This window comes from Rhizobium cerradonense (assembly GCF_030182455.1).
Classification (GTDB): domain Bacteria; phylum Pseudomonadota; class Alphaproteobacteria; order Rhizobiales; family Rhizobiaceae; genus Rhizobium.
This window is the reverse complement of record NZ_JAQJCK010000012.1, coordinates 138,571-160,014: the sequence shown is the minus strand read 5'-3', so window position 1 is coordinate 160,014 and position 21,444 is coordinate 138,571. Positions and strand designations below refer to the sequence as shown.

General features: G+C 60.4%; 17 protein-coding genes. 7 read left to right on the top strand and 10 right to left on the bottom strand.

What is annotated here, in order from left to right; translation table 11 throughout:
• Positions 1–166: 166 nt before the first annotated feature.
• From PH547_RS23940 to PH547_RS23920, 5 genes are all read right to left on the bottom strand, one after another.
• Complete coding sequence (locus PH547_RS23940; RefSeq protein WP_104824320.1) at positions 167–1,354, bottom strand: Gfo/Idh/MocA family protein; 1,188 nt, start codon at positions 1,352–1,354, stop codon at positions 167–169.
• Positions 1,355–1,673: 319 nt separating this feature from the next.
• On the bottom strand, positions 1,674–2,726 hold the full coding sequence (locus PH547_RS23935; RefSeq protein ID WP_104824321.1) for a sugar phosphate isomerase/epimerase family protein: 1,053 nt from the start codon (positions 2,724–2,726) through the stop codon (positions 1,674–1,676).
• A 261-nt stretch (positions 2,727–2,987) separates the two neighbouring features.
• Entirely contained in the window at positions 2,988–3,935 is a 948-nt protein-coding gene (locus PH547_RS23930) for a substrate-binding domain-containing protein (RefSeq protein WP_104824322.1), read from the bottom strand.
• Between the two features lie 62 nt (positions 3,936–3,997).
• Positions 3,998–5,014 (bottom strand): ABC transporter permease, encoded by a 1,017-nt coding sequence (locus PH547_RS23925; protein ID WP_104824323.1) that lies wholly within the window; start codon positions 5,012–5,014, stop codon positions 3,998–4,000.
• Positions 5,015–5,075: 61 nt separating this feature from the next.
• Positions 5,076–6,599: a sugar ABC transporter ATP-binding protein gene (locus PH547_RS23920; RefSeq protein WP_104824324.1), complete on the bottom strand. Its 1,524-nt coding sequence runs from the start codon at positions 6,597–6,599 to the stop codon at positions 5,076–5,078.
• Positions 6,600–6,765: 166 nt separating this feature from the next.
• Between PH547_RS23920 and PH547_RS23915 the strand changes: the two genes are divergently transcribed.
• Together PH547_RS23915 and PH547_RS23910 are read left to right on the top strand one after the other, a co-directional pair.
• The gene (locus tag PH547_RS23915; protein ID WP_104824325.1) at positions 6,766–7,791 is read left to right on the top strand and encodes a LacI family DNA-binding transcriptional regulator; all 1,026 of its coding nucleotides are present in this window, start codon (positions 6,766–6,768) and stop codon (positions 7,789–7,791) included.
• Positions 7,792–7,801: 10 nt separating this feature from the next.
• On the top strand, positions 7,802–8,158 hold the full coding sequence (locus tag PH547_RS23910) for a VOC family protein (RefSeq protein ID WP_104824326.1): 357 nt from the start codon (positions 7,802–7,804) through the stop codon (positions 8,156–8,158).
• A gap of 39 nt (positions 8,159–8,197) precedes the next feature.
• Here PH547_RS23910 and xylA read toward each other — a convergent pair whose 3' ends face one another.
• The 5 genes from xylA to PH547_RS23885 form a co-directional block, all read right to left on the bottom strand.
• On the bottom strand, positions 8,198–9,508 hold the full coding sequence (gene xylA, locus PH547_RS23905) for a xylose isomerase (RefSeq protein WP_104824327.1): 1,311 nt from the start codon (positions 9,506–9,508) through the stop codon (positions 8,198–8,200).
• A 163-nt stretch (positions 9,509–9,671) separates the two neighbouring features.
• Positions 9,672–11,129: a xylulokinase gene (xylB, locus tag PH547_RS23900; protein WP_285169598.1), complete on the bottom strand. Its 1,458-nt coding sequence runs from the start codon at positions 11,127–11,129 to the stop codon at positions 9,672–9,674.
• 39 nt (positions 11,130–11,168) lie between these two features.
• Positions 11,169–12,194, bottom strand: a complete 1,026-nt coding sequence (locus tag PH547_RS23895) for a LacI family DNA-binding transcriptional regulator (RefSeq protein WP_285169597.1) — start codon at positions 12,192–12,194, stop codon at positions 11,169–11,171.
• 158 nt (positions 12,195–12,352) lie between these two features.
• Complete coding sequence (locus tag PH547_RS23890) at positions 12,353–13,951, bottom strand: DHA2 family efflux MFS transporter permease subunit (protein WP_483315576.1); 1,599 nt, start codon at positions 13,949–13,951, stop codon at positions 12,353–12,355.
• Between the two features lie 15 nt (positions 13,952–13,966).
• Positions 13,967–15,199 carry an HlyD family secretion protein gene (locus tag PH547_RS23885; RefSeq protein WP_104824331.1) on the bottom strand — a complete coding sequence of 411 codons (1,233 nt, stop codon included), beginning with the start codon at positions 15,197–15,199 and terminating at the stop codon, positions 13,967–13,969.
• Between the two features lie 160 nt (positions 15,200–15,359).
• On the opposite strand from PH547_RS23885, the gene PH547_RS23880 reads away from it, so the two are divergent.
• The 5 genes from PH547_RS23880 to gltX all read left to right on the top strand — a co-directional run bounded on the left by PH547_RS23880 (position 15,360) and on the right by gltX (position 21,432).
• Positions 15,360–16,040 (top strand): TetR/AcrR family transcriptional regulator, encoded by a 681-nt coding sequence (locus PH547_RS23880; protein WP_104824332.1) that lies wholly within the window; start codon positions 15,360–15,362, stop codon positions 16,038–16,040.
• Between the two features lie 105 nt (positions 16,041–16,145).
• Positions 16,146–16,985: a GyrI-like domain-containing protein gene (locus PH547_RS23875; protein WP_285169596.1), complete on the top strand. Its 840-nt coding sequence runs from the start codon at positions 16,146–16,148 to the stop codon at positions 16,983–16,985.
• A 133-nt stretch (positions 16,986–17,118) separates the two neighbouring features.
• The gene (locus tag PH547_RS23870) at positions 17,119–17,862 is read left to right on the top strand and encodes a TerC family protein (RefSeq protein ID WP_283047462.1); all 744 of its coding nucleotides are present in this window, start codon (positions 17,119–17,121) and stop codon (positions 17,860–17,862) included.
• 165 nt (positions 17,863–18,027) lie between these two features.
• On the top strand, positions 18,028–19,800 hold the full coding sequence (locus tag PH547_RS23865) for an SLC13 family permease (protein ID WP_285169595.1): 1,773 nt from the start codon (positions 18,028–18,030) through the stop codon (positions 19,798–19,800).
• Between the two features lie 174 nt (positions 19,801–19,974).
• On the top strand, positions 19,975–21,432 hold the full coding sequence (gene gltX, locus PH547_RS23860) for a glutamate--tRNA ligase (RefSeq protein ID WP_283047466.1): 1,458 nt from the start codon (positions 19,975–19,977) through the stop codon (positions 21,430–21,432).
• Positions 21,433–21,444: the final 12 nt, after the last annotated feature.

Here is a 21,444-nt window from a genome sequence, read left to right as displayed (position 1 = left end):
GGACGGCGGTTGATGCGATCGACCGCGCTCACGATATTGGGCCCGCGCGCGGTTTAAACCAACGAAAACGTCCTTGTACAGTCCTGAAATGACAAATCTGCAACGTTGCAGTTATAAGTCGAAAAGCATGGGACGGCGGACAACCCGCCGCCCTCTTACTCGCAGATCAAAGCTTGACCCAGGCACCGTTACGCTTCGAGGAAGCAACGCAGGCCTCGACGAAAGCCACACCCTTCACACCGTCATCGACGGTCGGGTAAACCACGGCCGGATCGACCGCCACGCCCTTCTTGCGGGCATTGATGGCGCGCGCAGCCTCGGTGTAGATCGTGGCGAAGGCTTCGAGATAGCCTTCCGGATGTCCCGATGGGATGCGCGAAACACGCGCCGCGGCCGCACCGGAGCCTGCGCCATTACGGGTGATCAGGCGCTTCGGCTCACCGAATGGCGTGTACCAGAGATAGTTGGGATCGGCCTGCGTCCATTCGAGGCCGCCCTTGGTGCCGTAGACGCGGACCTTCAGGCCGTTCTCATGACCCGGTGCCACCTGGCTGCACCACAGCATGCCCTTAGCCGGCTTCTCCGAACCCTTGGCTTTGAAGCGCAGCAATAGATGACCATTGTCGTCCAGACGGCGGCCTTCGACGAAACTGTCGAGATCGGCAGCGAGGCTATCGAGTTCCAGGCCGCTAACAAAAGAGGCGAGATTATAGGCATGCGTGCCGATATCGCCGGTCGAGCCACCCGCGCCGGACTGCGACGGATCGGTACGCCAGGCCGCCTGCTTCTGGCCCGACTGCTCGATGTTTTCCGTCAGCCAGTCCTGGGGATATTCCGCATGCACGATGCGGATATCGCCGAGCTCGCCATTGGCGATCATCTCGCGCGCCTGGCGAACCATCGGATAGCCGGTGTAGTTGTGCGTCAGGATGAACAGCGCGCCGCTCTCGTCAGCCACCTTCTTCAGCTTCTTGGCGTCGGCAAGATTGGAGGTCAGCGGCTTGTCGCAGATGACGTGGATGCCGCGCTTCAGGAATTCCTTGGCGGCATCATAGTGAACATGGTTCGGCGTGACGATCGAAACCGCTTCGATGCCGTTCTTCAGTTTGGCTTCGCGGATCGCCATCTCGCGATAGCTGGAATAGGTGCGGGACGGATCGAGACCGAGATCACGGCCCGAAGCGATAGCCTTGTCCGGCGAGGCAGACAGCGCGCCGGCGACGAGATCGAACTGGTCGTCAATGCGCGCGGCGATACGATGCACCGCACCGATAAAGGCGCCCGCGCCTCCGCCCACCATGCCAAGCCGAATGCGCGGCTCTCGCGTCTGCTCCGATGATCCTTCGATTGCCATATGGTCCTCCTGAATGAATTAGAATTCGCCCCTCGCGGGGGAAGATTTGGTGCCTGCTGTTCCAAACAACCCGCCTCGCCCTTCGAGGGCCCTGCGGGCCACCTCAGGGTGAGGCTGATCTTTTGCGCCGAAACCCGCGCTCCTCCATCCATTGATGCCACGGATGGCTCCTATGAAAATTCGCCAAAGCCCGCTCCACCTTCATCCTGAGGTGCGGAGCCTCCTGAGCCTTGCGAAGGAGTGAAGCCTCGAAGGACGAGGTGGCCTCCACCTTCCCCGCCCCTTCGACAAGCTCAGGACGGGGAGAAGGGACCTGGCTCTAAAGCCCCAGCATGCGCCGGTTGGCCGCCTGATCCGTGCCGCTGCCGGCAAAGTCGTCGAACGCCTTTTCGGTGACGCGGATGATGTGCGACTTGACGAATTCGGCACCTTCGCGTGCGCCGTCTTCCGGATGCTTGAGGCAGCATTCCCACTCGACCACGGCCCAGCCGTCGAAATCATTGGCGGTCAGCTTCGAGAAGATCGAGCCGAAATCGACTTGGCCATCGCCCGGTGAACGGAAGCGGCCAGCGCGGTTGACCCAGCTCTGATAGCCGCCATAGACGCCCTGACGTCCGGTCGGATTGAACTCCGCATCCTTGACGTGGAACATCTTGATGCGGTCCTTGTAGATGTCGAGGTGGTCGAGATAGTCGAGGCACTGCAGGACATAGTGCGATGGGTCGTAGAGCATGTTGGCACGCGGATGGTTGCCGACGCGTTCCAGGAACATCTCGAAGGTGACGCCGTCATGCAGGTCTTCACCGGGATGGATTTCGTAGGCGACATCGACGCCGCAGGAATCGGCATGGTCGAGGATCGGCGTCCAGCGGCGGGCGAGTTCGTCGAAGGCGGTTTCGACCAGCCCGGCCGGACGCTGCGGCCAGGGATAGAGGAACGGCCAGGCGAGCGCGCCGGAGAAGGTCGCATGCGCCTTGATGCCGAGATGCTTGGAAGCCGACAGCGCCATCTTCACCTGCTCGACCGCCCATTCCTGGCGAGCCTTGGGATTGCCCCGCACTTCCGGCGCTGCAAAGCCGTCGAAAGCCTCGTCATAGGCCGGATGCACGGCGACGAGCTGGCCCTGCAGATGGGTGGAGAGCTCGGTGACTTCGACACCGTTGGCGCGGGCGACGCCGGCGAATTCGTCGCAATAGTCCTTGGAGGAGGCCGCCTTCTTCAGGTCGATGAGCTGGCCTGCCCAGGTCGGCACCTGCACGCCGACATAGCCGGCGTCGGCAGCCCATTTCGTGATCGAATCCCACGAGTTGAACGGCGCCGCGTCACCGGCGAACTGGCCAAGAAACAGGCCTGGACCCTTGATCGTCTTCATGCGTAATTCCTCCCTAATTGCGTTCTGTAAACGTTTCCGATGCCTTTCCGGCCCATATCCGAGGCGGCCGGGACGCCGTAACCTCAAAAAACAATAGGGTCGTCAGGATGAAAGTCGAATGCCTTGCGACCTAATCATGGCCAGTCGCCGACGGCAAGAGGTACGTGCCGCAAAATTTCCTCGGGCCGCGAAACGAAGCGGCGGAACATTTAAAAAGCGCCCGCCGGAACCGGCGGGCGCCTCTGTCGGAATCCGTGCCGATCAGAACGGCGAGTCGGGGAAGTAGAAATCCTTGGCATTGTCCTTGGTGACCAAGGTCGCGTCCAGGATATAGTTGCCGCGAACCGGAACCTGATCGTAGAAGTTGGCGGCCGTCAGTTCCATGGCCGTCCCGACCATTGCCGGCGGATAGAGCACATCGACCGGGATCAGCTTGTCGCCGTCCATGACCTTCTTGACCATGTCCTTGGAACCAGCGCCGGCGATAATGTACTGGATGTCGGTACGCTTGGCCTGGTCGATCGCCTGCAGCACGCCGACAGCCATATCGTCATCCTGGCACCAGACGACATCGATCTTCGGGAACTTCGTCAGATAATCCTGCATGACCTTGAAGGCGTCGTCGCGGTTCCAGTTGCCGTACTGCCGGTCGAGAACCTTGACGTTGGAGCCGGCAATGCCCTTGTCGAAACCGTCCTGACGCTGCTGGTCGATCGGGATCGGCAGACCACGGATGACGACGACCTGAGCATTCGGTGTATTGGCCTTGATATACTCGCCCGCCGTCTGGCCGAGAGCAGGATTGTTGCCCGCAACATAGAGGTCGCGGACGGAATTGTCGTTGTTGCTCGGCGCGCGGTCGACGAGAGCAACGAACTTGCCCTTGTCCTTGACTTCCTTGATCGCATTGACCAGCGGATCTGGATCCGACGGCAGGATCACGAGAGCGTCGATGCCCTGAGTCTCAAGGTCCTGTACCGCATTTGCCTGGCTTGCGGCGTCGGGCGAGGTCTTGACAATGACATTCAGCCCCGGATGTTCGGCCATCAAGAGTTTGGCGACGCGTTCGGCATGGAAGACGACGCCGGAGGTCCAGCCATGGTCCGCCGCCGGAATGGAAACGCCGATGGTGACCTTTTTGTCCTCGGCATGAACCGCACTGGCCAGAGCCACCAGCGCGACGGCCAGACCAAATAGTCTTTTACGCATATTTCATCCTCCCAGATAGAAACAGGGCATTGTCCTAATGACCGGGCGCCCCTTAGACCCGGTTATTGCTGTTTGCGAGCAAGCGAGCGCTGGACGAGCATGGCGATGATGATGATCGCGCCCTGGATAGCGCTGAGCAAATACTCGCTGATGAAATTGGAAAGCAGCATGATGTTGCCGACCAGCTCGAGGATGAAGGCTCCGCAAACGGTACCCCATACCCTGCCCGCGCCGCCCTTCAGCGCCGTGCCGCCGACGACGACGGCCGTGATTGCCTGCAGCTCCCACAAGCTACCCGTCGTCGCCGATGTCGAACCAAGCCGCGGCACGTAGAGAAGCACGGCGATCGCCACACACAGGCCCTGGATGACGAAGGCGATGGTGCGCACGCGATTGACCGCCACGCCGGAATAACGCGCAACGTCGCGGCTGGAGCCGACGGCGATGACATGCCGCCCGTAACGGGTGCGATAAAGAATGAAGGCCGCGATGCAGGTAACGACAATGATGACGACGATCGGCACCGGCACACCGAGCACGGAGCCGTAATAAGCGGGCTTGTACAGCGCCTGCAGGTTCGCCGGGCGCAAGGTGATCGCGCCGCCCTGCGACAGCCAAGTCGTCAAGCCTCGGTAGACACCCATCGTGCCAAGCGTCGCAATGAACGGCTCAATCTTACCCATGGTCGTGATCAGACCATTGGCCAAGCCGCACAGGAGGCCGGCGACGATCGAGAACAACACGGCCGCCGCCAACATCAGGCCAGGATCGGCGATGACACCGGAGTTCATCAAGAGGATCATCAGGCTTGCGACGAAGGCGACCATAGCGCCAACGGACAGATCGAGATCGCCCGCCGAGATGACGAAGGTGGCACCGACCGCGATAATCGCAATATAGGCGCATCGCGTCGCGACATTGGTGAGATTGGTAATGCCGATGAAGTTCGGGTTGACCAGTGCGCCTACGATCAGAAGCAGCACCAGCGCTGCAAACGGTGCCACGGCCCTGAGATCGACATCACGCCAGGAACGCCCTCGCCGACCGGTCTTGCCGCTGCTGTCTTCGCCCACGCTCATAACCAAAACCAACCTCCCATCCCAATGACTGCTGGGAATTCGCCCTGCCTCTGCTGCCCGTTCAGGCAGCGGTCTTTTTCTTCAGGCCCGCCGCATAACGCATGATTTCCTGCTCGGAGATCTCGTCGCCTTCAAGCATGCCGACGATCCGGCCCTCGCGCATCACCGCGATCCGCGTGCACAGCCCGATGACCTCGGGCATTTCCGAGGAGACCACGATGATCGAATGGCCATCGCGGGCCAGTGCCGAAATGAAGTGATAGATCTGCTGCTTCGTGCCGACATCGATACCGCGTGTCGGCTCGTCGATGATGATGATCTGCGGGTCGGTTTCCATGACCTTGGCCAGAAGCAATTTCTGCTGATTGCCGCCGGACATGCGGCCGGCAACGATATTTCCGTCGCGAACCCGGATGTCGAAGCGCCGGCGCGCCCGCGTCAGCGCACTGGCCTCGCTGGAGGCGCTGAGATAACCGAACTTGCCGTGCCGATCCAAGGATTGGAGGGTCAGGTTGACGGCCATGCCGGAATTCAGAAGGAGACCCTTGGACTTCCGGTCCTTGGTCATATAGGCAAGCCCGGCATCGATGGCCGCATGCACGTCATGCGGCGGCACCGTTTGGCCATTGGCAACGACCTCACCGGCGGCGCGTGAGCGCAGGCCGACGATCGCTTCCATCAGCTCCGTCCGGCCCGAGCCGATCATACCGGAAAAGCCCAATATCTCGCCCTTGCGCAGCTCGAAGCTCGCATCGTGAACGTAGCCGGTCGAAAGCGAGCTGACACTGAGCACGACTTTCTCGTCGACATCCGGCTCGTTCTTGGCCGGATAGAGGCTGGAAAGCTCACGCCCGACCATCAACTGGGCAATCGATTCGCCGTCGAGCAGCGAGGTTTGCGATGTCTTCACCCACTGGCCGTCGCGCAGGACCGTGACGCGGTCCGTCAGCTCCATGACTTCGTCGAGCTTGTGCGACACGAACACGAAGCTTGTTCCCTGGTCCCTAAGCTTGCGCACCTGCTTGAACAGGAAGTTGGTCTCCTCCCGAGACAAGACGGCGGTCGGCTCGTCCATGAAGACGATCCTCGCATCCCGGCTGATCGCCTTGGCGATCTCCACCATCTGCTTGTCGGCGATGGAAAGCGTGCCGATCAGCGCATTCTCGTCGACATGCGAACCGAGGAGATCGAGGACACGCCGCGTTTCGGCGCGCATATATTTGCGATCAAGCACACCAAAACGCGTGACTTCGCGACCGAGAAACAGGCTTTCGGTCACAGTCAGATGTTCGGCTAGATTGAATTCCTGGTGGATGATGACAATGCCGAGCGCTTCGGCGCCACCGTTGGGCGGCAGCTTCACCGGCTCACCGTCAAGCAGGATCTCGCCGGAGCTTGGCTGCTCGAAACCGGAGAGGACTTTCACGAGCGTCGACTTGCCGGCGCCGTTCTCCCCCATGAGCGCATGGATTTCGCCGGCCCGAAGATCGAAATTGACGCTGAACAGCACCTGCACGCCGCTGAAGGACTTGGAAATTCGCCTCGCGGACAGCACCACCGCGCCGTCGACGGTCTCCGAACTCATTATTTCCTCCCTGTGGCCCCACACCACTTCCATGTTGTGTAAACCTTTACATACTCTGTGTAAAGGTTTACATCATTGCATGTCGCACAATTTTACGCGGTCGCCTTTGATCTCCGCGGAAGTCTGTGTAGTGTCCGGTCCGAGACGAGACCCAAGGCAGAGCGCAGTGTCTAATTCCACGCCCGCAACCATCGAAGACGTCGCCCGCATTGCCAATGTTTCGATCGCTACGGTCTCGCGGGCAATTCATATGCCTGAAAAGGTCGCGAACTCGACGCGGCTGAAGGTCAATCAGGCGATCGCGATCACCGGTTATACCACCAATGCCATGGCGCGCAGCCTGCGGCTCGGTCGATCGAACATGATCCTCGTCGTCGCACCCGATATCGGCGATCCTAATTTCTCCAACATTCTTATCGGGTTGGAAAATGAGGCGCGCTCGCACGGCTACGGCGTCCTGATCGGCCACACGCAGAACGATGCGCAACGCGGGCTGGAATATCTGAAGTTCCTGAATTCCAACCAGGCGGCGGGCTTGATCCTGTTCACCGGTATCCTGCCCTTCGGACACCAGACGATGACGGCGCGGCTTCCGCCGAGCGTCGGCGTCTTCGAGCCGGTCTTCAACGGCGGCATTCCCTATGTCGGCGTGGACGATATCGCCGGAGCGCGCAAGGCGGTCGACCTTCTGATTGCCGAGGGTCATCGCAAGATTGCATTCATCGGCGATTCGCGCACCCGCCTCGCCTATAGCCGGCGCCGCATGGGCTACGAGGCTGGACTGGATGCCGCCAACGTCAGTCCCGACCTTCGTATCGTATTCGAGGGCGACGGCACCATCGAGAGCGGCAGGCTGGCCGTCGAGCAGCTTTTCATGCGCGACACGCTGCCGACTGCCTTCATGTGTGTCAACGATCAGACGGCCATTGGCGTGATGATCGGGCTGAAAGCGCGCGGCTACGACATTCCCGGGGATTTTTCGGTGACCGGCTTCGACGATGTGCCGCAGGCCGTTTTCATGTCACCCTCGTTGACGACGATCCGGCAGCCGCGAACCGCCATCGGCAAGCATGCAATGTCGCTCCTGATTGAGCTGTTGTCGGACGGCCAGCCGGCTGAGACGGAAATCTTGCTGCGGCCGGATTTGGTGGTGCGCAACTCGGTCTCGGCGCCGTCCCGCGCCCGGCGATAAGGACATAGCCGTGCCGCTCGGCAGACTCGTCCTTTATGCCCGCGACGTGGACGCGACGATCAGCTTTTACGAGAAGCATTTTGGGTTCAAACCGCTGCGGCAGGACGGCGATCGAATTGTCGAGCTGCTGGCACCGGACGGCGGCGCCAATCTGATGATCCATCCGGCAGGAAAAGCACAGAAAATGGGCCAGGTGCTGGTAAAGCTGGTCTTCGACGTCGAGGATGTGGAAGCCTTTCGCGCCAAATGTGCCGGCAACGGACTTGAGTTCGGCCCCTTGCACCAGGCCGACGGCTATGCGTACGCCAACGCCAAGGACCCCTGCGGAAATTCCATATCCATTTCCAGCCGCGCCTTCCGGCGATAATCTGGGAGGCGATGAACCACCGCCTCCCGGTTTTGTCGATCAAACGTAACGATTGACGATGTTTTCCAGCAGTTCCTGCTTGCCGGACTTCGGCTGCGGATTGATGTCCTTGCTCTCGACCCATTGAGCGATCTGATCGAGCGAATATTCGCCGCGCAGCAGCTTCTGGCCTTCAGCCGAATCCCAACCGGCGTAACGGTCGGCGAGCGGCTTGGAGAGCGCCTTGTCCTCGATCATCTTGGCAGCGGCCTTGAGGCCACGGGCGCAGCAATCCATGCCGCCGATGTGACCGATGATCAGATCTTCCGGATCGAGCGACTGACGGCGCAGCTTGGCGTCGAAGTTGGTGCCGCCGGTCTTGAAGCCGCCGCCTGCCAGCACGTGGTAGTATGCGAGCGACATTTCCGGAACATTGTTCGGGAACTGGTCGGTGTCCCAACCGGACTGGTAGTCGTTGCGGTTCATGTCGATTGAGCCGAAGATGCCGAGCGCGTTGGCAAGCGCCAGTTCGTGCTCGAAGGAATGGCCGGCAAGGATCGCATGGCCCTGCTCGATGTTGACCTTCACTTCGTTTTCAAGGCCATTCTTCTTCAGGAAGCCGTAGACGGTCGCGACGTCGTAATCATACTGATGCTTGGTCGGCTCCTGCGGCTTCGGCTCGATCAGGATCGTGCCCTTGAAGCCGATCTTGTGCTTGTACTCGACCACAAGGTTGAGGAAGCGGCCCATCTGGTCCAGCTCACGCTTCAGGTCGGTGTTGAGAAGGGTTTCGTAGCCTTCGCGGCCGCCCCAGAGAACGTAGTTTTCACCGCCGAGTTTGTGCGTTGCGTCCATGCAGGTCTTCACGGTCGCAGCCGAGAAGGCAAAGACATCCGGATCCGGGTTGGTGGCGGCACCAGACATGAAGCGGCGGTTGGAGAACAGGTTCGCGGTGCCCCACAACAGCTTGACGCCAGTCTCGGCCTGCTTCTCGGCGAAGTAATCGACGATCTCGTTGAGGTTCCTGGTGTTCTCGGCGAAATTCTTGCCTTCCGGACGCACGTCGGCGTCATGGAAGCAGTAGTAGGGCGAGCCGAGCAGGGTGAAGAATTCGAAGGCGACGTCAGCCTTCAGCTTGGCCGCTTCCATCGTGTCCTGGAACCAGGGGCGCAGAAAGGTCTGGCCGCCGAAGGGGTCGCCGCCCGGCCAGGTGAAGGTGTGCCAGTAGGCAACGGCAAAACGCAGATGGTCTTCCATGCGCTTGCCAAGAACCACTTCATCCTTGTTGTAGTGGCGGAAGGCCAGCGGGTTGGTGCTCTCAGGCCCTTCGTACTTCACTTTCTTGATGTCACCAAAAAATCCGGTGCCCATAACTCATCTCCTTGGGTTTGGTATTCGATATTGTTTCGTCGCTGGTAGCGCGCCCTCATCCGACCCTTCGGGCCACCTTCTCCCTGCCGGGGAGAAGGTATGGGCGGCTGCCGCAAGCTCGATCTCACCCTCTCCCCTCGGGGAGAGGGTAGGGTGAGGCGTATTAGCCGGCGCTCAGCGACTTGATCGCCGGATAAAGCGCGCGGTAACGCTTGTAGGCATCCTCGTAAGCACCGCCCAGCGCTGTGACCGGTTCGATCGTGCCGGCGGTTTCCGGCGGCGTGCAGACCGCGACCGGATCGGCGCCGGTTGCGGCGATCAGGCCGAGACGGGCAGCGCCGAAGGCGGCCCCGAAATCGCCGTCGGCCGGCAGATCGACGGGAACGCCGAGCGCCGTCGCGATCGAAGCCAGCCAGTAGCGCGAACGCGAGCCGCCGCCGATGGCGGTAACGCGGGCGATATCGGTTCCCGCCGAGCGCAGCGCTTCGAGATTGTCGCGAATGGCAAAGGTGACGCCTTCGAGCACCGCCTGGGTGAGGACGGCACGGCTGCTCTCATGGCCGAGACCGATGAAAGCACCACGGATGATCGCATCATTATGCGGGGTGCGTTCGCCGGAAAGATAGGGAAGGAAGGTGACGCCAGACGGTGCCTTCAGCGCATCCCCCAATTCGCTGGTCAGTTCGGCGGCGGATTTGCCGGTGACATTCGAATGCCAGTTCAACGCATCGGTCGCCGACAGGATGACGCCCATCTGATGCCATGTGTTCGGCAGCGCATGGCAGAAGGCATGAACGGCGCTTTCCGGCTTCGGCAGGTAGGAGCCGTTGGCGGCAAAGAGCACGCCGGAAGTACCGAGAGAGACAAAGGCGGCGCCATGGCTGACCGTGCCCATGCCGCAGGCCGAGGCCGCATTGTCCCCTGCCCCGCCGGCCACGACGACGTCGCCGGCGATACCCCACTTCGAAGCCAGCTCGCCGCGCAGCTTGCCGGCGGCTTCCGTGCCCTCCACCAGCGTCGGCATCTGCTTTTCATCGAGATTGGTGGCGGCGAGCAGCTCGGAAGACCACTTGCGCTTGCCGGTATCCAGCCAGGACGTGCCGGCGGAGTCGGACATTTCCGACATGTGCTCGCCCGTCAGCCACAGGCGCAGATAATCCTTCGGCAACAGCACCCAGCGCACTTTGGCGAAGATATCAGGCTCGTGCTTGGCGACCCAGGCAAGCTTCGGTGCAGTGAAACCGGGGAATACGATATTGCCGGTCAAGGCACGGAAGCGCGGATCGGCGTCGAGGGCGGCGGCTTCCTGATAGCTGCGCGTGTCGTTCCAGAGGATGCAGGGACGCAGAACCTTGTCATCCGCATCGAGCAGCGTCGCGCCATGCATCTGGCCGGACAGACCGATGCCGCGCACGGCAGCCAGCTCCTTCGGGTGCGCTGCCTTCAGGCCAGCAACCGCCTCCTCGGTGGCACGAACCCAGTGCGCCGGCTCCTGTTCCGACCAGCCCGGATGCGGCCGTGACACGTCGAGCCCGCCATTGGCCGATCCGATGATCTTCTGGTTGCCGTCGATCAGCATCGCTTTGACGCCGGACGTTCCGAGATCAAGACCCAAATACATCAGATGTAACTCCCTATGCTCTGCCGCAGATTTTGATGATCAGGGCAGATTGTCCTTCAAGAAAATGTCGAGGCGGATGCGCTCCTGGCCGGCGATGACATCCTGGCCGTCCGCCGTCGCCTTCATGACGCGGATGGCGCTGCGCACCTCATGGCCGGCGTCCTGGTTGAGAACGGCATCGATGGTGCCCTCCTGCAGCGCTGCGCATGTATGTTCCGTCAATTCGTGGACGACGACCGTCAGCCCGCGCCCCTGCCCTGTCTCCTTCAGCGCCCTGAGCAGACCGCGATTGCCGGCGCCGAGACTATAGACGCCGATGATGCTGTTGCTGCCGGAAAGCGCTTCGGAGACGAGCGTGTTGGCGATTTCCGGATCGTCGCGCCCTTCCAGCACCGGCAGCAGGCGCAGTTGCGGAAATTCCTCCGCCATGACGGAGGAAAATCCTTCCAGACGCTCCCGATGGTCGCGCACCAACATGGAGCCGGCGAGAACGGTGATATCGCCTTTCTGCCCGCTGAGAAAACGGCCGAGCAGCCGGGCAGCCGTCCGGCCCGCAGCAATATTGTCGACGCCAGCATAGTGGTGCCGGGTGGAGTCGGTGAGATCGGAAACGAGCGTGACTACAGGAATTCGTGCCGCCACCAGTCGGTCGACGGCGGCGCGGACCTCCGGCGCATCGGTCGCCACCAAAGCCACGCCGGCGAGATTCAGTCCCTGCAGCGCGTCTAGCGCGGCAACCAGCGCCGGCGCGTCGAAGGCGGGCACCTCGACGATGCGAATCTCGGTGCGATCGAAGGTCGAGCGCATCATCGCCTGACGCACCTCGGCATAGAGCCCGTTCATGAAGGAATTGTCGCCGGTCGGCAGGATGAAGACGAGCGGATAGACGCGACCTTTGGCAAGATTGGCTGCCGCCACGTCGCGGACATAGCCGATGTCGCGAATTGCCGCTTCCACCTTCTCGCGCGTCACGAGACGTACGCCCGGGCGCCGGTTCAGCACGCGATCCACGGTCGCGAGGCTGACGCCCGCAGCAGCGGCGATGTCGTAAACGGTGGGTCTCATCGGCTCCTCCTGGCGAAATCCTTTACTGCGATTTCTGATGTACGTAAATCAAAAACTTTTGAAACCTGAAATTCCCTGTCGACAAGCACAAAAGAAAAAAGGCCTCTCGATCAGAGAAGCCTTTCAATTACAGGAAGATAGGAAGGAAACGGTTAAGCCTAGTGGCCGCCGCCACCCGCGCCCCTCGGTGGGGCGTTCGGCTTGCTCAGCATCAATACGCCAAAAATCATCGCAAGGAACAATACAGTCAACATCAGGAAGACATCGCCGAAGGACATGATGACCGCCTGCTGCTCCGCCATGTTGACCAACTGCCGCAACGCTGCCTGCGGACCGTCCAGACCGTTGGCGGTGAAATTGGCCGTCATATTGTTGATCTTATCGATGGCAGCCGGACTACCCCAATGAACATGATCGCGCAGATGCATGTAATGGGCGTCCTGACGGGTGCTAAGCACCGTATTGATGATGGCGAGCCCGACGGCACCGCCGAGGTTGCGGGTCAGGTTAAACAGGCCGGAAGCACCGCGCATGCGAGCGGGAGGCATCGTTCCAAGCGCGATGTTGTTGATCGGCACCATGCACAACATAAGCCCGAAGCCGCGAAGAATCTGCGGGATGAAGAGCTCCCAGAAATCCCAGTCCGTCGTCAAACCCGTCATGATCCACGTGCCGGTCGCGAAACTGCAGAAGCCGATGATCATCATGAGCCGAAGATCCATCTTGCCGGAAAGAATACCGGCGAGAGGCGCAGTGAAGAACATCGCCAGGCCAGAGACGAACATCGTTTCGCCGATCATCAGCGAATCATACCCACGGATACGGCTGAGATAGACTGGATAGATATAGGTCAGACCATAAAGCCCGATGCCCATGACGAAGGAGAACATCGAACCAAACGCGAAGTTCTTGTTGCCAAAGGCCTTCAGATCGACGACGGGAAAATCGACGGTAAAAGCGCGGTAAAAGAAGACGAGCGCGCCGATCGCGGAAGCAATCGCGGCAATCACGATATAGTCGTCGTTGAACCAGTCGTTGGTGTTGCCTTCTTCAAGCACATATTCCAGCGCGCCGAGAAACAGCGCCATGGAGAACAATCCCCACCAGTCGAACTTCTTCATCAGCGACAGCTCCGGCTTGTCGAAGTCGATGAAGTTCCAGGTGACGATGGTGACGATGATGCCGGGCCCAATGTTGACGAGGAACAGCCAGTGCCAGGAAAATGCGTGACTGAGATAGCCGCCGACGGTCGGGCCGATGGTTGGCGCAAGCGTTGCGATCAAACCGATGATCGGCGACACGATGTTGCGCTTTGACGGCGGGAAAATGGTGAAAGCTGCGGCGAAGACCGACGGGATCATACCGCCGCCGATAAAGCCTTGCAGCGCACGATAGACGATCATCTGATCGATGTTGGTCGCCGTCGCACAAAGACCGCTGGCAATGGTGAAGCCGGCAGCGGAAGCCGCGAAAAGATATCGTGTCGAGATGATGCGGGCCAGCGTTCCCGAAAGCGGGATCATGATGACTTCAGCGATCAGATAGGCTGTCTGGACCCACGGAATTTCATCCGAGCCGGCGCTAAGGCCGGCCTGGATTTCGCTGAGGGAGGCGGAAACGACCTGAATGTCGAGGATCGACATGAACATGCCGAGCACCATCGCAAAGAAAGCGATGAGTTTGCGGGGGTCCATGTGGTCCGCCGCTGGGACGACGGGGCCGGCTGTCGAACCTACGGTCGCTGCTGTCGAGGCCATCGGCGCTCTCCAAACTTAGTTGCTGGCCACCCGATCCGGCGCAGTGCGCGTATCGACATCGACGACGACACTCAGACCAGCACGCAGACGACCGCTGTCGAGCGCGTCCTGCGGCAGTGCGATACGAACCGGCACGCGCTGGACCACCTTGGTGAAATTGCCCGTCGCATTTTCCGGCGGCAACAGCGAGAAGACCGAACCAGAGGCCGGTGAGATCGACGTTACCGTACCGACGATCGGATGATCGCTATAGGCATCGACATGGACGTTCACCTTGGAACCGGCAACCAGATGCTGGATCTGCGTTTCCTTGAAGTTGGCGTCGATATAGAGCTGGCGGGTCGGAACCAGTGCCATCAGCTTCTGGCCAGGCGAAACGAGATCGCCTTCCTGAACCGAACGATTGCCGACAATGCCGTCATAAGGCGCCTTCAACACGGTAAAGGAGAGATCGCGGGCGGCCTTGTCGCGAGCGGCCTCCAGGCCCTTGATCGTGCTTTCGGCCTGGCGACGCTGCGCCTGCAGCAGGTTGATATTGGCCTGAGCCGACGCGATGGCGGCATCGCCGCCGACGAGATTGGCCTTGGCCTGGTCGAGGGCGATATTGGCGCTGTCTAGCGACGCAGTGGTGCCGACGGACTTCGACTGAAGTTCGGCAGCGCGTGTCTGGGTGATCTGCGCGCCGCGTACCGTCGCTTCCAAGGCAACCTTTTGAGCCTGCGACTGGGCAAGAGCAGCCTGGCCGGCGGCAATCTGCGCATCGATGGTGTGCAGTGAAAGCTGCTCGGTATCGAGCGATGCCTGGGCCTGTTCAAGCGCCAGCTTGTAGTCGCCGTCGTCGAGCGTGGCGAGCACATCGCCCGCCTTGACCTGCTGGTTAGCGACGACGTTCACCTTGGCGACATAGCCCGTCACTTTCGGCTGGATGGTCGCGATGTCACCTTCGATATAGGCGTCATCGGTCGACACCAGGAAGCGGCCGTTCGTCCACCAGTCATAGCCGTACCAACCGCCGCCAACGAGCACCAGAACGGCGATGATGGGCAGTGCCAGGCTGCGCCGCTTCTTCTCGGTCGGCGGTGGGGCCGCTTGGACCGGGTGAGCAGGCGCAGCCTGGGCGGGGGGCGGGCTGTTAGGCTTTTCCGTGGCAGGAGCCTCGGCGGTTGCACCGGCATTCCGTGCTTCCACTTCGACGTCAGCGGAATCATCAACGATGCGCGCTACATTGTTACTATGACTTGACGACATTGCCCTACCACCGGAAATCTGACTAAATAATCGAACCGTACGGTTCAGTTCAGTTGACATAGATCGTTTTTCATTCCATATCAAGTCATATCGAACCACCCGGTTCGATTTAATTAACGAATCTGATTAAGATTCTGAAAAAGTGATCGCGAAGGAGACGATGAAACACGAACCGCAAAATACCGCCGTCTTGAACGCACCCGCATCCGGGGGGCGTTGGGCCGCTGGAGAAGACCCAGTCAAGCGCCAGCAAATTCTGGATGGCGCCAAGCGTGTCTTCATGAAAATGGGGTTCGATGCCGCGAGCATGAACGACGTCACGCGCGAAGCGGGCGTCTCCAAGGGCACGCTCTACGTCTATTTCGCCAACAAGGAAGATTTGTTCGCCGCCATGGTGGACAGCGAACGTGCGCATTTCGTCGAGACCGTGCGCACCGCGCTTGCCGACGATACCGACGTCGCCACCAATCTCTATGAATTCGGCATGGTGTTCGTCACCCACGTCACATCGGACAAGACCATCAGCGCCATGCGCACCATCATCGGTGTGCGCGAACGCATGCCCTCCCTCTGTCAACGCTTCTTCACCGGCCCGGAAAACCTGCGCACCGTTCTGCGTGGCTTTCTCGAACGTCAGGTTGCGGCCGGTCATCTCCGCATCGAGGACTTCGATATGGCAGCCCGTCATTTCCTCGATATGGCCAGCGGCAGCTACTTCAAGCTGAGACTGTTCGGTGACATGGATTTCCCGCCCTCGAAAGAGGAGATCGACTATGTCGTGCGCGGCGCCGTTCGCGTCTTCATGGCTGCTTATGGTATCAATCGGAAAGATCAGGCCTGACCGCCTTCCGATAGCCAGCGGATATCTGACCCCAATCCCGCAATCGCGATCAAACCCAATAGCCGGTCGGCGCCTAACAATGGGCGGGCAACCAGGGAATCGAATATGAGCGCGATTGGAAGAGCGATATGGTTCATCGAAAGCCATTTCTCGTCGGACATCTCGCTGGACGAGATTGCCGATACGGCTGGCCTGTCGCGCTATCATCTGTCGCGCGTCTTCGGGCTCACCACCGGCCATTCGATCAGCGGGTACATCAGGGGCCGACGCCTTAGCGGGGCGGCTCTTGCGCTGATCAACAGCTCATCGACCATTCTCGAGGTTGCCCTCGATGCGGGCTACGGCTCGCATGAGGCTTTCACCCGTGCCTTCCGCGAGCAATTCGGCATGACGCCGGACAGCTTGCGCAAACAGGGGCACGCCCGAAACCTTGTTTTGCTGGAGCCCATCAGAATGGACGACACCCGCCTTCCCAAACTCGACGCGCCGCGTTTCGAGACCCTCCCCGCAATGCTGCTCGCCGGCCTTGCGGAAACCTATGCCTATGAAGCCACGCAAGGGATTCCCTCGCTTTGGCAGAAATTCAACCAGCATTTCGGCCATATTCCCGGCCAGGTCGGCAATGTCGCCTATGGCGTCTGCATCCTCGCCGAAGACGAGAGCGAAACCTTCCGCTATATCGCCGCCGCCGAGGTTAGCGCGGTCGACGATCTGCCGGAGGGTTTTACGACCTTGAAACTGCCGCAGCAGCGCTATGCCGTCTTTACCCATCGCGGCCATATTTCCGGCATCTCCGCCACCGTGCATCAGATCTTCGGTGACTGGCTGCCGCAATCCGGCCAGGAGCACGCCGGCGTGCCCGACACGATGGAGCGTTACGACGACCGTTTCGATCCCCGCACCGGCACCGGCGTGACGGAGATCTGGATTCCTCTGAAGGCATAGAAATATGCGCGCGCTCCGCGAAAATAGTCGCGACGCTTGCACCTGCGATTTCGCTCCTTACATAAGCGACCATCATTGAGGAGCCGGAGCTGGGGGTCAGCGTCGGCAGACGCTGACCAGAGGAAAATCATCAATGGACATTGTTGGCTTGGTGCAGGATCCGAGCGCATGGATCGCGCTTGTCACGCTCGTCGTCATGGAGGTGGTCCTCGGTATCGACAACCTCATCTTCATCTCGATCCTGACCAACAAGCTGCCGGTCGAACACCGGGAAAAAGCACGCAAGATCGGCATCGGCCTTGCCTTGGTCATGCGCCTTGCCCTGCTCGGCACCGTCGCCTGGATCGTGCAACTGACGGAACCGGTCTTCGAAGTCTTCGGCCAGGGCTTCTCCTGGAAGGATATGATCCTGATCGGCGGTGGCCTGTTCCTGGTCTGGAAGGCGACCAAGGAAATCCATCACAATGTCGACCCGCTGGAACATGGCGAGGATTTCATCGCCAAATCCACGACGACCGGCTTTGCCTCGGCCATCGGCCAGATTCTGCTGCTCGATCTCGTCTTTTCGATCGACAGCATCATCACCGCCGTCGGCATGACGCCGCATCTGCCGATCATGTTCATCGCCGTCATCGCCGCAGTCACCGTCATGCTGGTTGCCGCAACGCCGCTTGCCAACTTCATCGAGAAGAACCCGACCATCGTCATGTTGGCGCTGGCCTTCCTGCTGATGATCGGCACGACGCTGATTGCCGAAGGCATGGGCTTCCATGTTCCCAAGGGCTACGTCTACACCGCAATGGCCTTCTCCGCCGCAGTCGAGGTGCTGAACATGCTGGCCCGGAACCGGCGGAAAAGAGCTGCCGGCGGGCACTGAAACCATCGGCCATGACTATATGTAGGCCCGCCTGTCGCCGGCGGGCTTTGCGCCGGCGGAACTTTGCAGCGAAACCTGCATTGATTCATCTCGGCGATATGTATCGGCAAAAGCTGGCGTCACGATCCGGCCTTGGATCCTTGGCAACAATATCATCGGAGCGGCATGTCCACTCAGCAAGCACTTGCATTTGGTGTTATTGCCCTGATGATGGCCGCCTTCATCTGGGGTAGGATCCGCTACGATATTGTAGCGTGCTCGGTACTCGTTCTCGCTGTAGCGCTGGGCCTCGTCCCTGCCGAGAATGCTTTTTCCGGCTTCAGTGATGATATCGTCATCATCGTCGGCAGCGCGCTAGTGGTGAGCGCCGGTGTCGCCCGATCAGGCATAATCGATTCTGCCATACGACGCTTCTTTCCGAAGCTTGAATCCCCCCATACGCAGCTCGCACTGCTGACGATCGTGGTTGCGGTGCTGTCGGCTTTCATCAAGAACATCGGCGCTTTGGCGATCATGATGCCGGTTGCCTTTCAGTTTTCGAAAAAGACGGGCGTTTCACCCTCGCGCTATCTGATGCCTATGAGCTTCGCCGCTCTGCTGGGCGGCCTGATGACGCAAATCGGCACTTCACCGAACATCGTGGTATCGCGGCTGCGGCAGGAGATCAGCGGAACGCCCTTCTCCATGTTCGACTTCACGCCTGTCGGCGCACTCCTGACCTTGGTCGGCGTTCTCTTCCTGATTTTCTTCCATCGCCTCGTACCTGAACGCAGCCACAAGAATCCCTCGTTGGAAGACGCACTGGACATTGAAGCCTATTTTTCCGAGGCGACGGTCCCCGAAGGCTCGGGTGCCGTTGGCAAACCTCTGCACGAAGTTCTTCGCAACGGTGATGGAGAAGTTGTGGCAACCGCGATCCTGCGCGGCGATCTACGCCTTTCACCGGTTCCCGACGTCATGCTCCAGGCCGGGGACACTATCCTGCTGGAGGGCGGCCCAAAGGCTCTGGACCTAGTCGTTTCCGGCGCCAGCCTGAAGCTTTCCGGCAAGCCGATGGCCGAGGTGCATAAGGAGGACGGCGACATCATCGCGGTCGAGGCTGTCATCGCGCAGGATTCCAGCCTGGTCGGCGTATCGGCCCGCGATCTTTCGCTATTTCACACCCGCGGTATCAACCTGCTGGCGGTCAGCCGCAAGGGTGAGCGCCTCGGCGAAAGGCTCGCTGGCATTTCGTTGCAGGCAGGCGATGTCGTGGTCTTGCAGGGCAGCCGCAACGCCATGCCGGCCTTCCTGCAGGAAAATGGCTGCCTGCCGCTGGCCAAACGGGAGATCATGCTCGGGACGAGGCGGCGTGCCTACATACCGCTTCTGATCCTCGTCGCAGCCATGGGGACGACCGCCACCGGCCTGGCGCCTGTATCGGTTGGCTTCTTTGCCGCGGCTCTCGCCATGCTGCTTTTTCGGGTCATTCCATTGGCCGACGTCTACAAAGCCGTCGACGGGCCAATCCTCGTGATGCTTGCAGCATTGATCCCGGTCTCGGATACGCTTCGCACAACCGGTGGCAGCGAGCTGATTGCCCACTGGCTCGGGCACTTCGCCACTCAGTTGCCACCCTATGGCGCGCTTGCACTGATCCTGGTCACTGCCATGGCGGTAACACCTTTCCTCAACAACGCCGCCACGGTGCTCGTCATGGCGCCAATCACCATCAGCTTTGCGCAGACGTTGGGTTACCGCCCCGAGGCGTTTCTGATGGCGGTGGCGGTCGGCGCCGGCTGCGATTTCCTGACGCCTATCGGTCATCAGTGCAACACCCTCGTGATGGGACCCGGCGGCTACAAATTCAGCGATTATCCACGTCTCGGGCTGCCATTATCGTTCATCATTATCATCGTGAGCGTGCCAGCCCTGCTTTATGTCTGGCCGGTGAGCTGAGCAGTTTCCCTTGACGTTATCCGTTGAATATGGCCTAAGCCTGCCAAACGGAAAACGCGGGATTGAAGCGGCAAGGCGCCCTTTTCCGGCCGGTTTCCTGATCCAGATAAACATCCCCAGCCGGGCAGCGCTTATCCCAAGCAGCGGCCTGGCTTTTTCTGACGGGCAAACAAGATGACAACATCAGGCGTTCGCGTCCGCATCGCACCCTCCCCGACCGGCGAGCCGCATGTCGGCACAGCCTACATTGCGCTGTTCAATTATCTCTTCGCCAAAAAGCATGGCGGCGAGTTCATCCTGCGCATCGAAGACACCGACGCGACGCGCTCGACCCCGGAATTCGAGACCAAGGTGCTCGATGCGCTGAAATGGTGCGGCCTGAAGTGGTCCGAAGGCCCCGATATCGGCGGTCCCTACGGCCCTTATCGCCAGAGCGACCGCAAGGACATTTACAAGCCCTTCGTCGAGAAGATCGTCGATGCCGGCCACGGCTTCCGCTGCTTCTGCACGCCCGAGCGCCTCGAAAAGATGCGCGAAGCCCAGCGCGCCGCCGGCCTGCCGCCGAAGTATGACGGGCACTGTTTGAACCTCACGGCCGAGGAAGTCTCCACGCGCGTTGCCGGCGGCGAGCCGCATGTCGTGCGCATGAAGATCCCGACCGAAGGCTCGTGTAAGTTCCATGACGGCGTCTATGGCGATGTCGAAATCCCTTGGGACGCAGTCGACATGCAGGTCCTTCTCAAGGCCGACGGTATGCCGACCTACCACATGGCCAACGTCGTCGATGACCATCTGATGAAGATCACCCATGTGGCGCGCGGCGAGGAATGGCTCGCCTCGGTGCCGAAGCATATTCTGATCTATCAGTATCTCGGCCTCGAACCGCCGCAGTTCATGCACCTGTCGCTGATGCGCAATGCCGACAAGTCGAAGCTGTCGAAGCGCAAGAACCCGACGTCGATCTCCTATTACACCGCACTCGGCTATATTCCCGAGGCGCTGATGAACTTCCTCGGCCTGTTTTTCATTCAGATCGCCGAAGGCGAAGAACTGCTGACCATGGACGAGCTTGCCGAAAAGTTCGATCCGGAAAACCTCTCCAAGGCCGGCGCGATCTTCGATATCCAGAAGCTCGACTGGCTGAACGGCCGCTGGATCCGCGAGAAGCTGTCGGAAGAAGAGTTCCAGCATCGGGTGCTCACCTGGGCGATGGAAAACAGCCGCCTGAGGGAAGGCCTTAAGCTGTCGCAGTCGCGCATCTCCAAGCTCGGCGAACTGCCCGACCTCACTGGCTTCCTGTTCAAGTCCGACCTCAATCTCGATCCCTCGGCTTTCGCCAAGATCAAGTCGACGCCGGAAGAGCTGCTGGAAATCCTGAATACGGTACAGCCAGACCTCGAAAAGATCCTCGAATGGAATGTCGAGACGATCGAAGCCGAACTGCGCGCCATTGCCGACCGCATGGGCAAGAAGCTGAAGGTGGTGGTCGCTCCCCTCTTCGTCGCCGTATCGGGCTCGTCGCGCTCGCTGCCGCTTTTTGACAGCATGGCGATCCTCGGCCGCTCCGTCGTGCGTCAGCGGCTGAAACTTGCCGCCCAGACCGTTGCGACCCTCGTCGGCCCGAAGAACTGAACCGGACGTAAA

Excerpts from the sequence above, each read along its gene's own strand:
- PH547_RS23895 (WP_285169597.1), bottom strand. The coding sequence starts at position 12,194 with ATGAGACCCACCGTTTACGACATCGCCGCTGCTGCGGGCGTCAGCCTC.
- PH547_RS23865 (WP_285169595.1), top strand. The coding sequence starts at position 18,028 with ATGTCCACTCAGCAAGCACTTGCATTTGGTGTTATTGCCCTGATGATG.
- PH547_RS23870 (WP_283047462.1), top strand. The coding sequence starts at position 17,119 with ATGGACATTGTTGGCTTGGTGCAGGATCCGAGCGCATGGATCGCGCTT.
- PH547_RS23930 (WP_104824322.1), bottom strand. The coding sequence starts at position 3,935 with ATGCGTAAAAGACTATTTGGTCTGGCCGTCGCGCTGGTGGCTCTGGCC.
- gltX (WP_283047466.1), top strand. The coding sequence starts at position 19,975 with ATGACAACATCAGGCGTTCGCGTCCGCATCGCACCCTCCCCGACCGGC.
- PH547_RS23935 (WP_104824321.1), bottom strand. The coding sequence starts at position 2,726 with ATGAAGACGATCAAGGGTCCAGGCCTGTTTCTTGGCCAGTTCGCCGGT.
- xylA (WP_104824327.1), bottom strand. The coding sequence starts at position 9,508 with ATGGGCACCGGATTTTTTGGTGACATCAAGAAAGTGAAGTACGAAGGG.
- xylB (WP_285169598.1), bottom strand. The coding sequence starts at position 11,129 with ATGTATTTGGGTCTTGATCTCGGAACGTCCGGCGTCAAAGCGATGCTG.
- PH547_RS23880 (WP_104824332.1), top strand. The coding sequence starts at position 15,360 with ATGAAACACGAACCGCAAAATACCGCCGTCTTGAACGCACCCGCATCC.
- PH547_RS23920 (WP_104824324.1), bottom strand. The coding sequence starts at position 6,599 with ATGAGTTCGGAGACCGTCGACGGCGCGGTGGTGCTGTCCGCGAGGCGA.
- PH547_RS23925 (WP_104824323.1), bottom strand. The coding sequence starts at position 5,014 with ATGAGCGTGGGCGAAGACAGCAGCGGCAAGACCGGTCGGCGAGGGCGT.
- PH547_RS23875 (WP_285169596.1), top strand. The coding sequence starts at position 16,146 with ATGAGCGCGATTGGAAGAGCGATATGGTTCATCGAAAGCCATTTCTCG.
- PH547_RS23890 (WP_483315576.1), bottom strand. The coding sequence starts at position 13,951 with ATGGCCTCGACAGCAGCGACCGTAGGTTCGACAGCCGGCCCCGTCGTC.
- PH547_RS23885 (WP_104824331.1), bottom strand. The coding sequence starts at position 15,199 with ATGTCGTCAAGTCATAGTAACAATGTAGCGCGCATCGTTGATGATTCC.
- PH547_RS23940 (WP_104824320.1), bottom strand. The coding sequence starts at position 1,354 with ATGGCAATCGAAGGATCATCGGAGCAGACGCGAGAGCCGCGCATTCGG.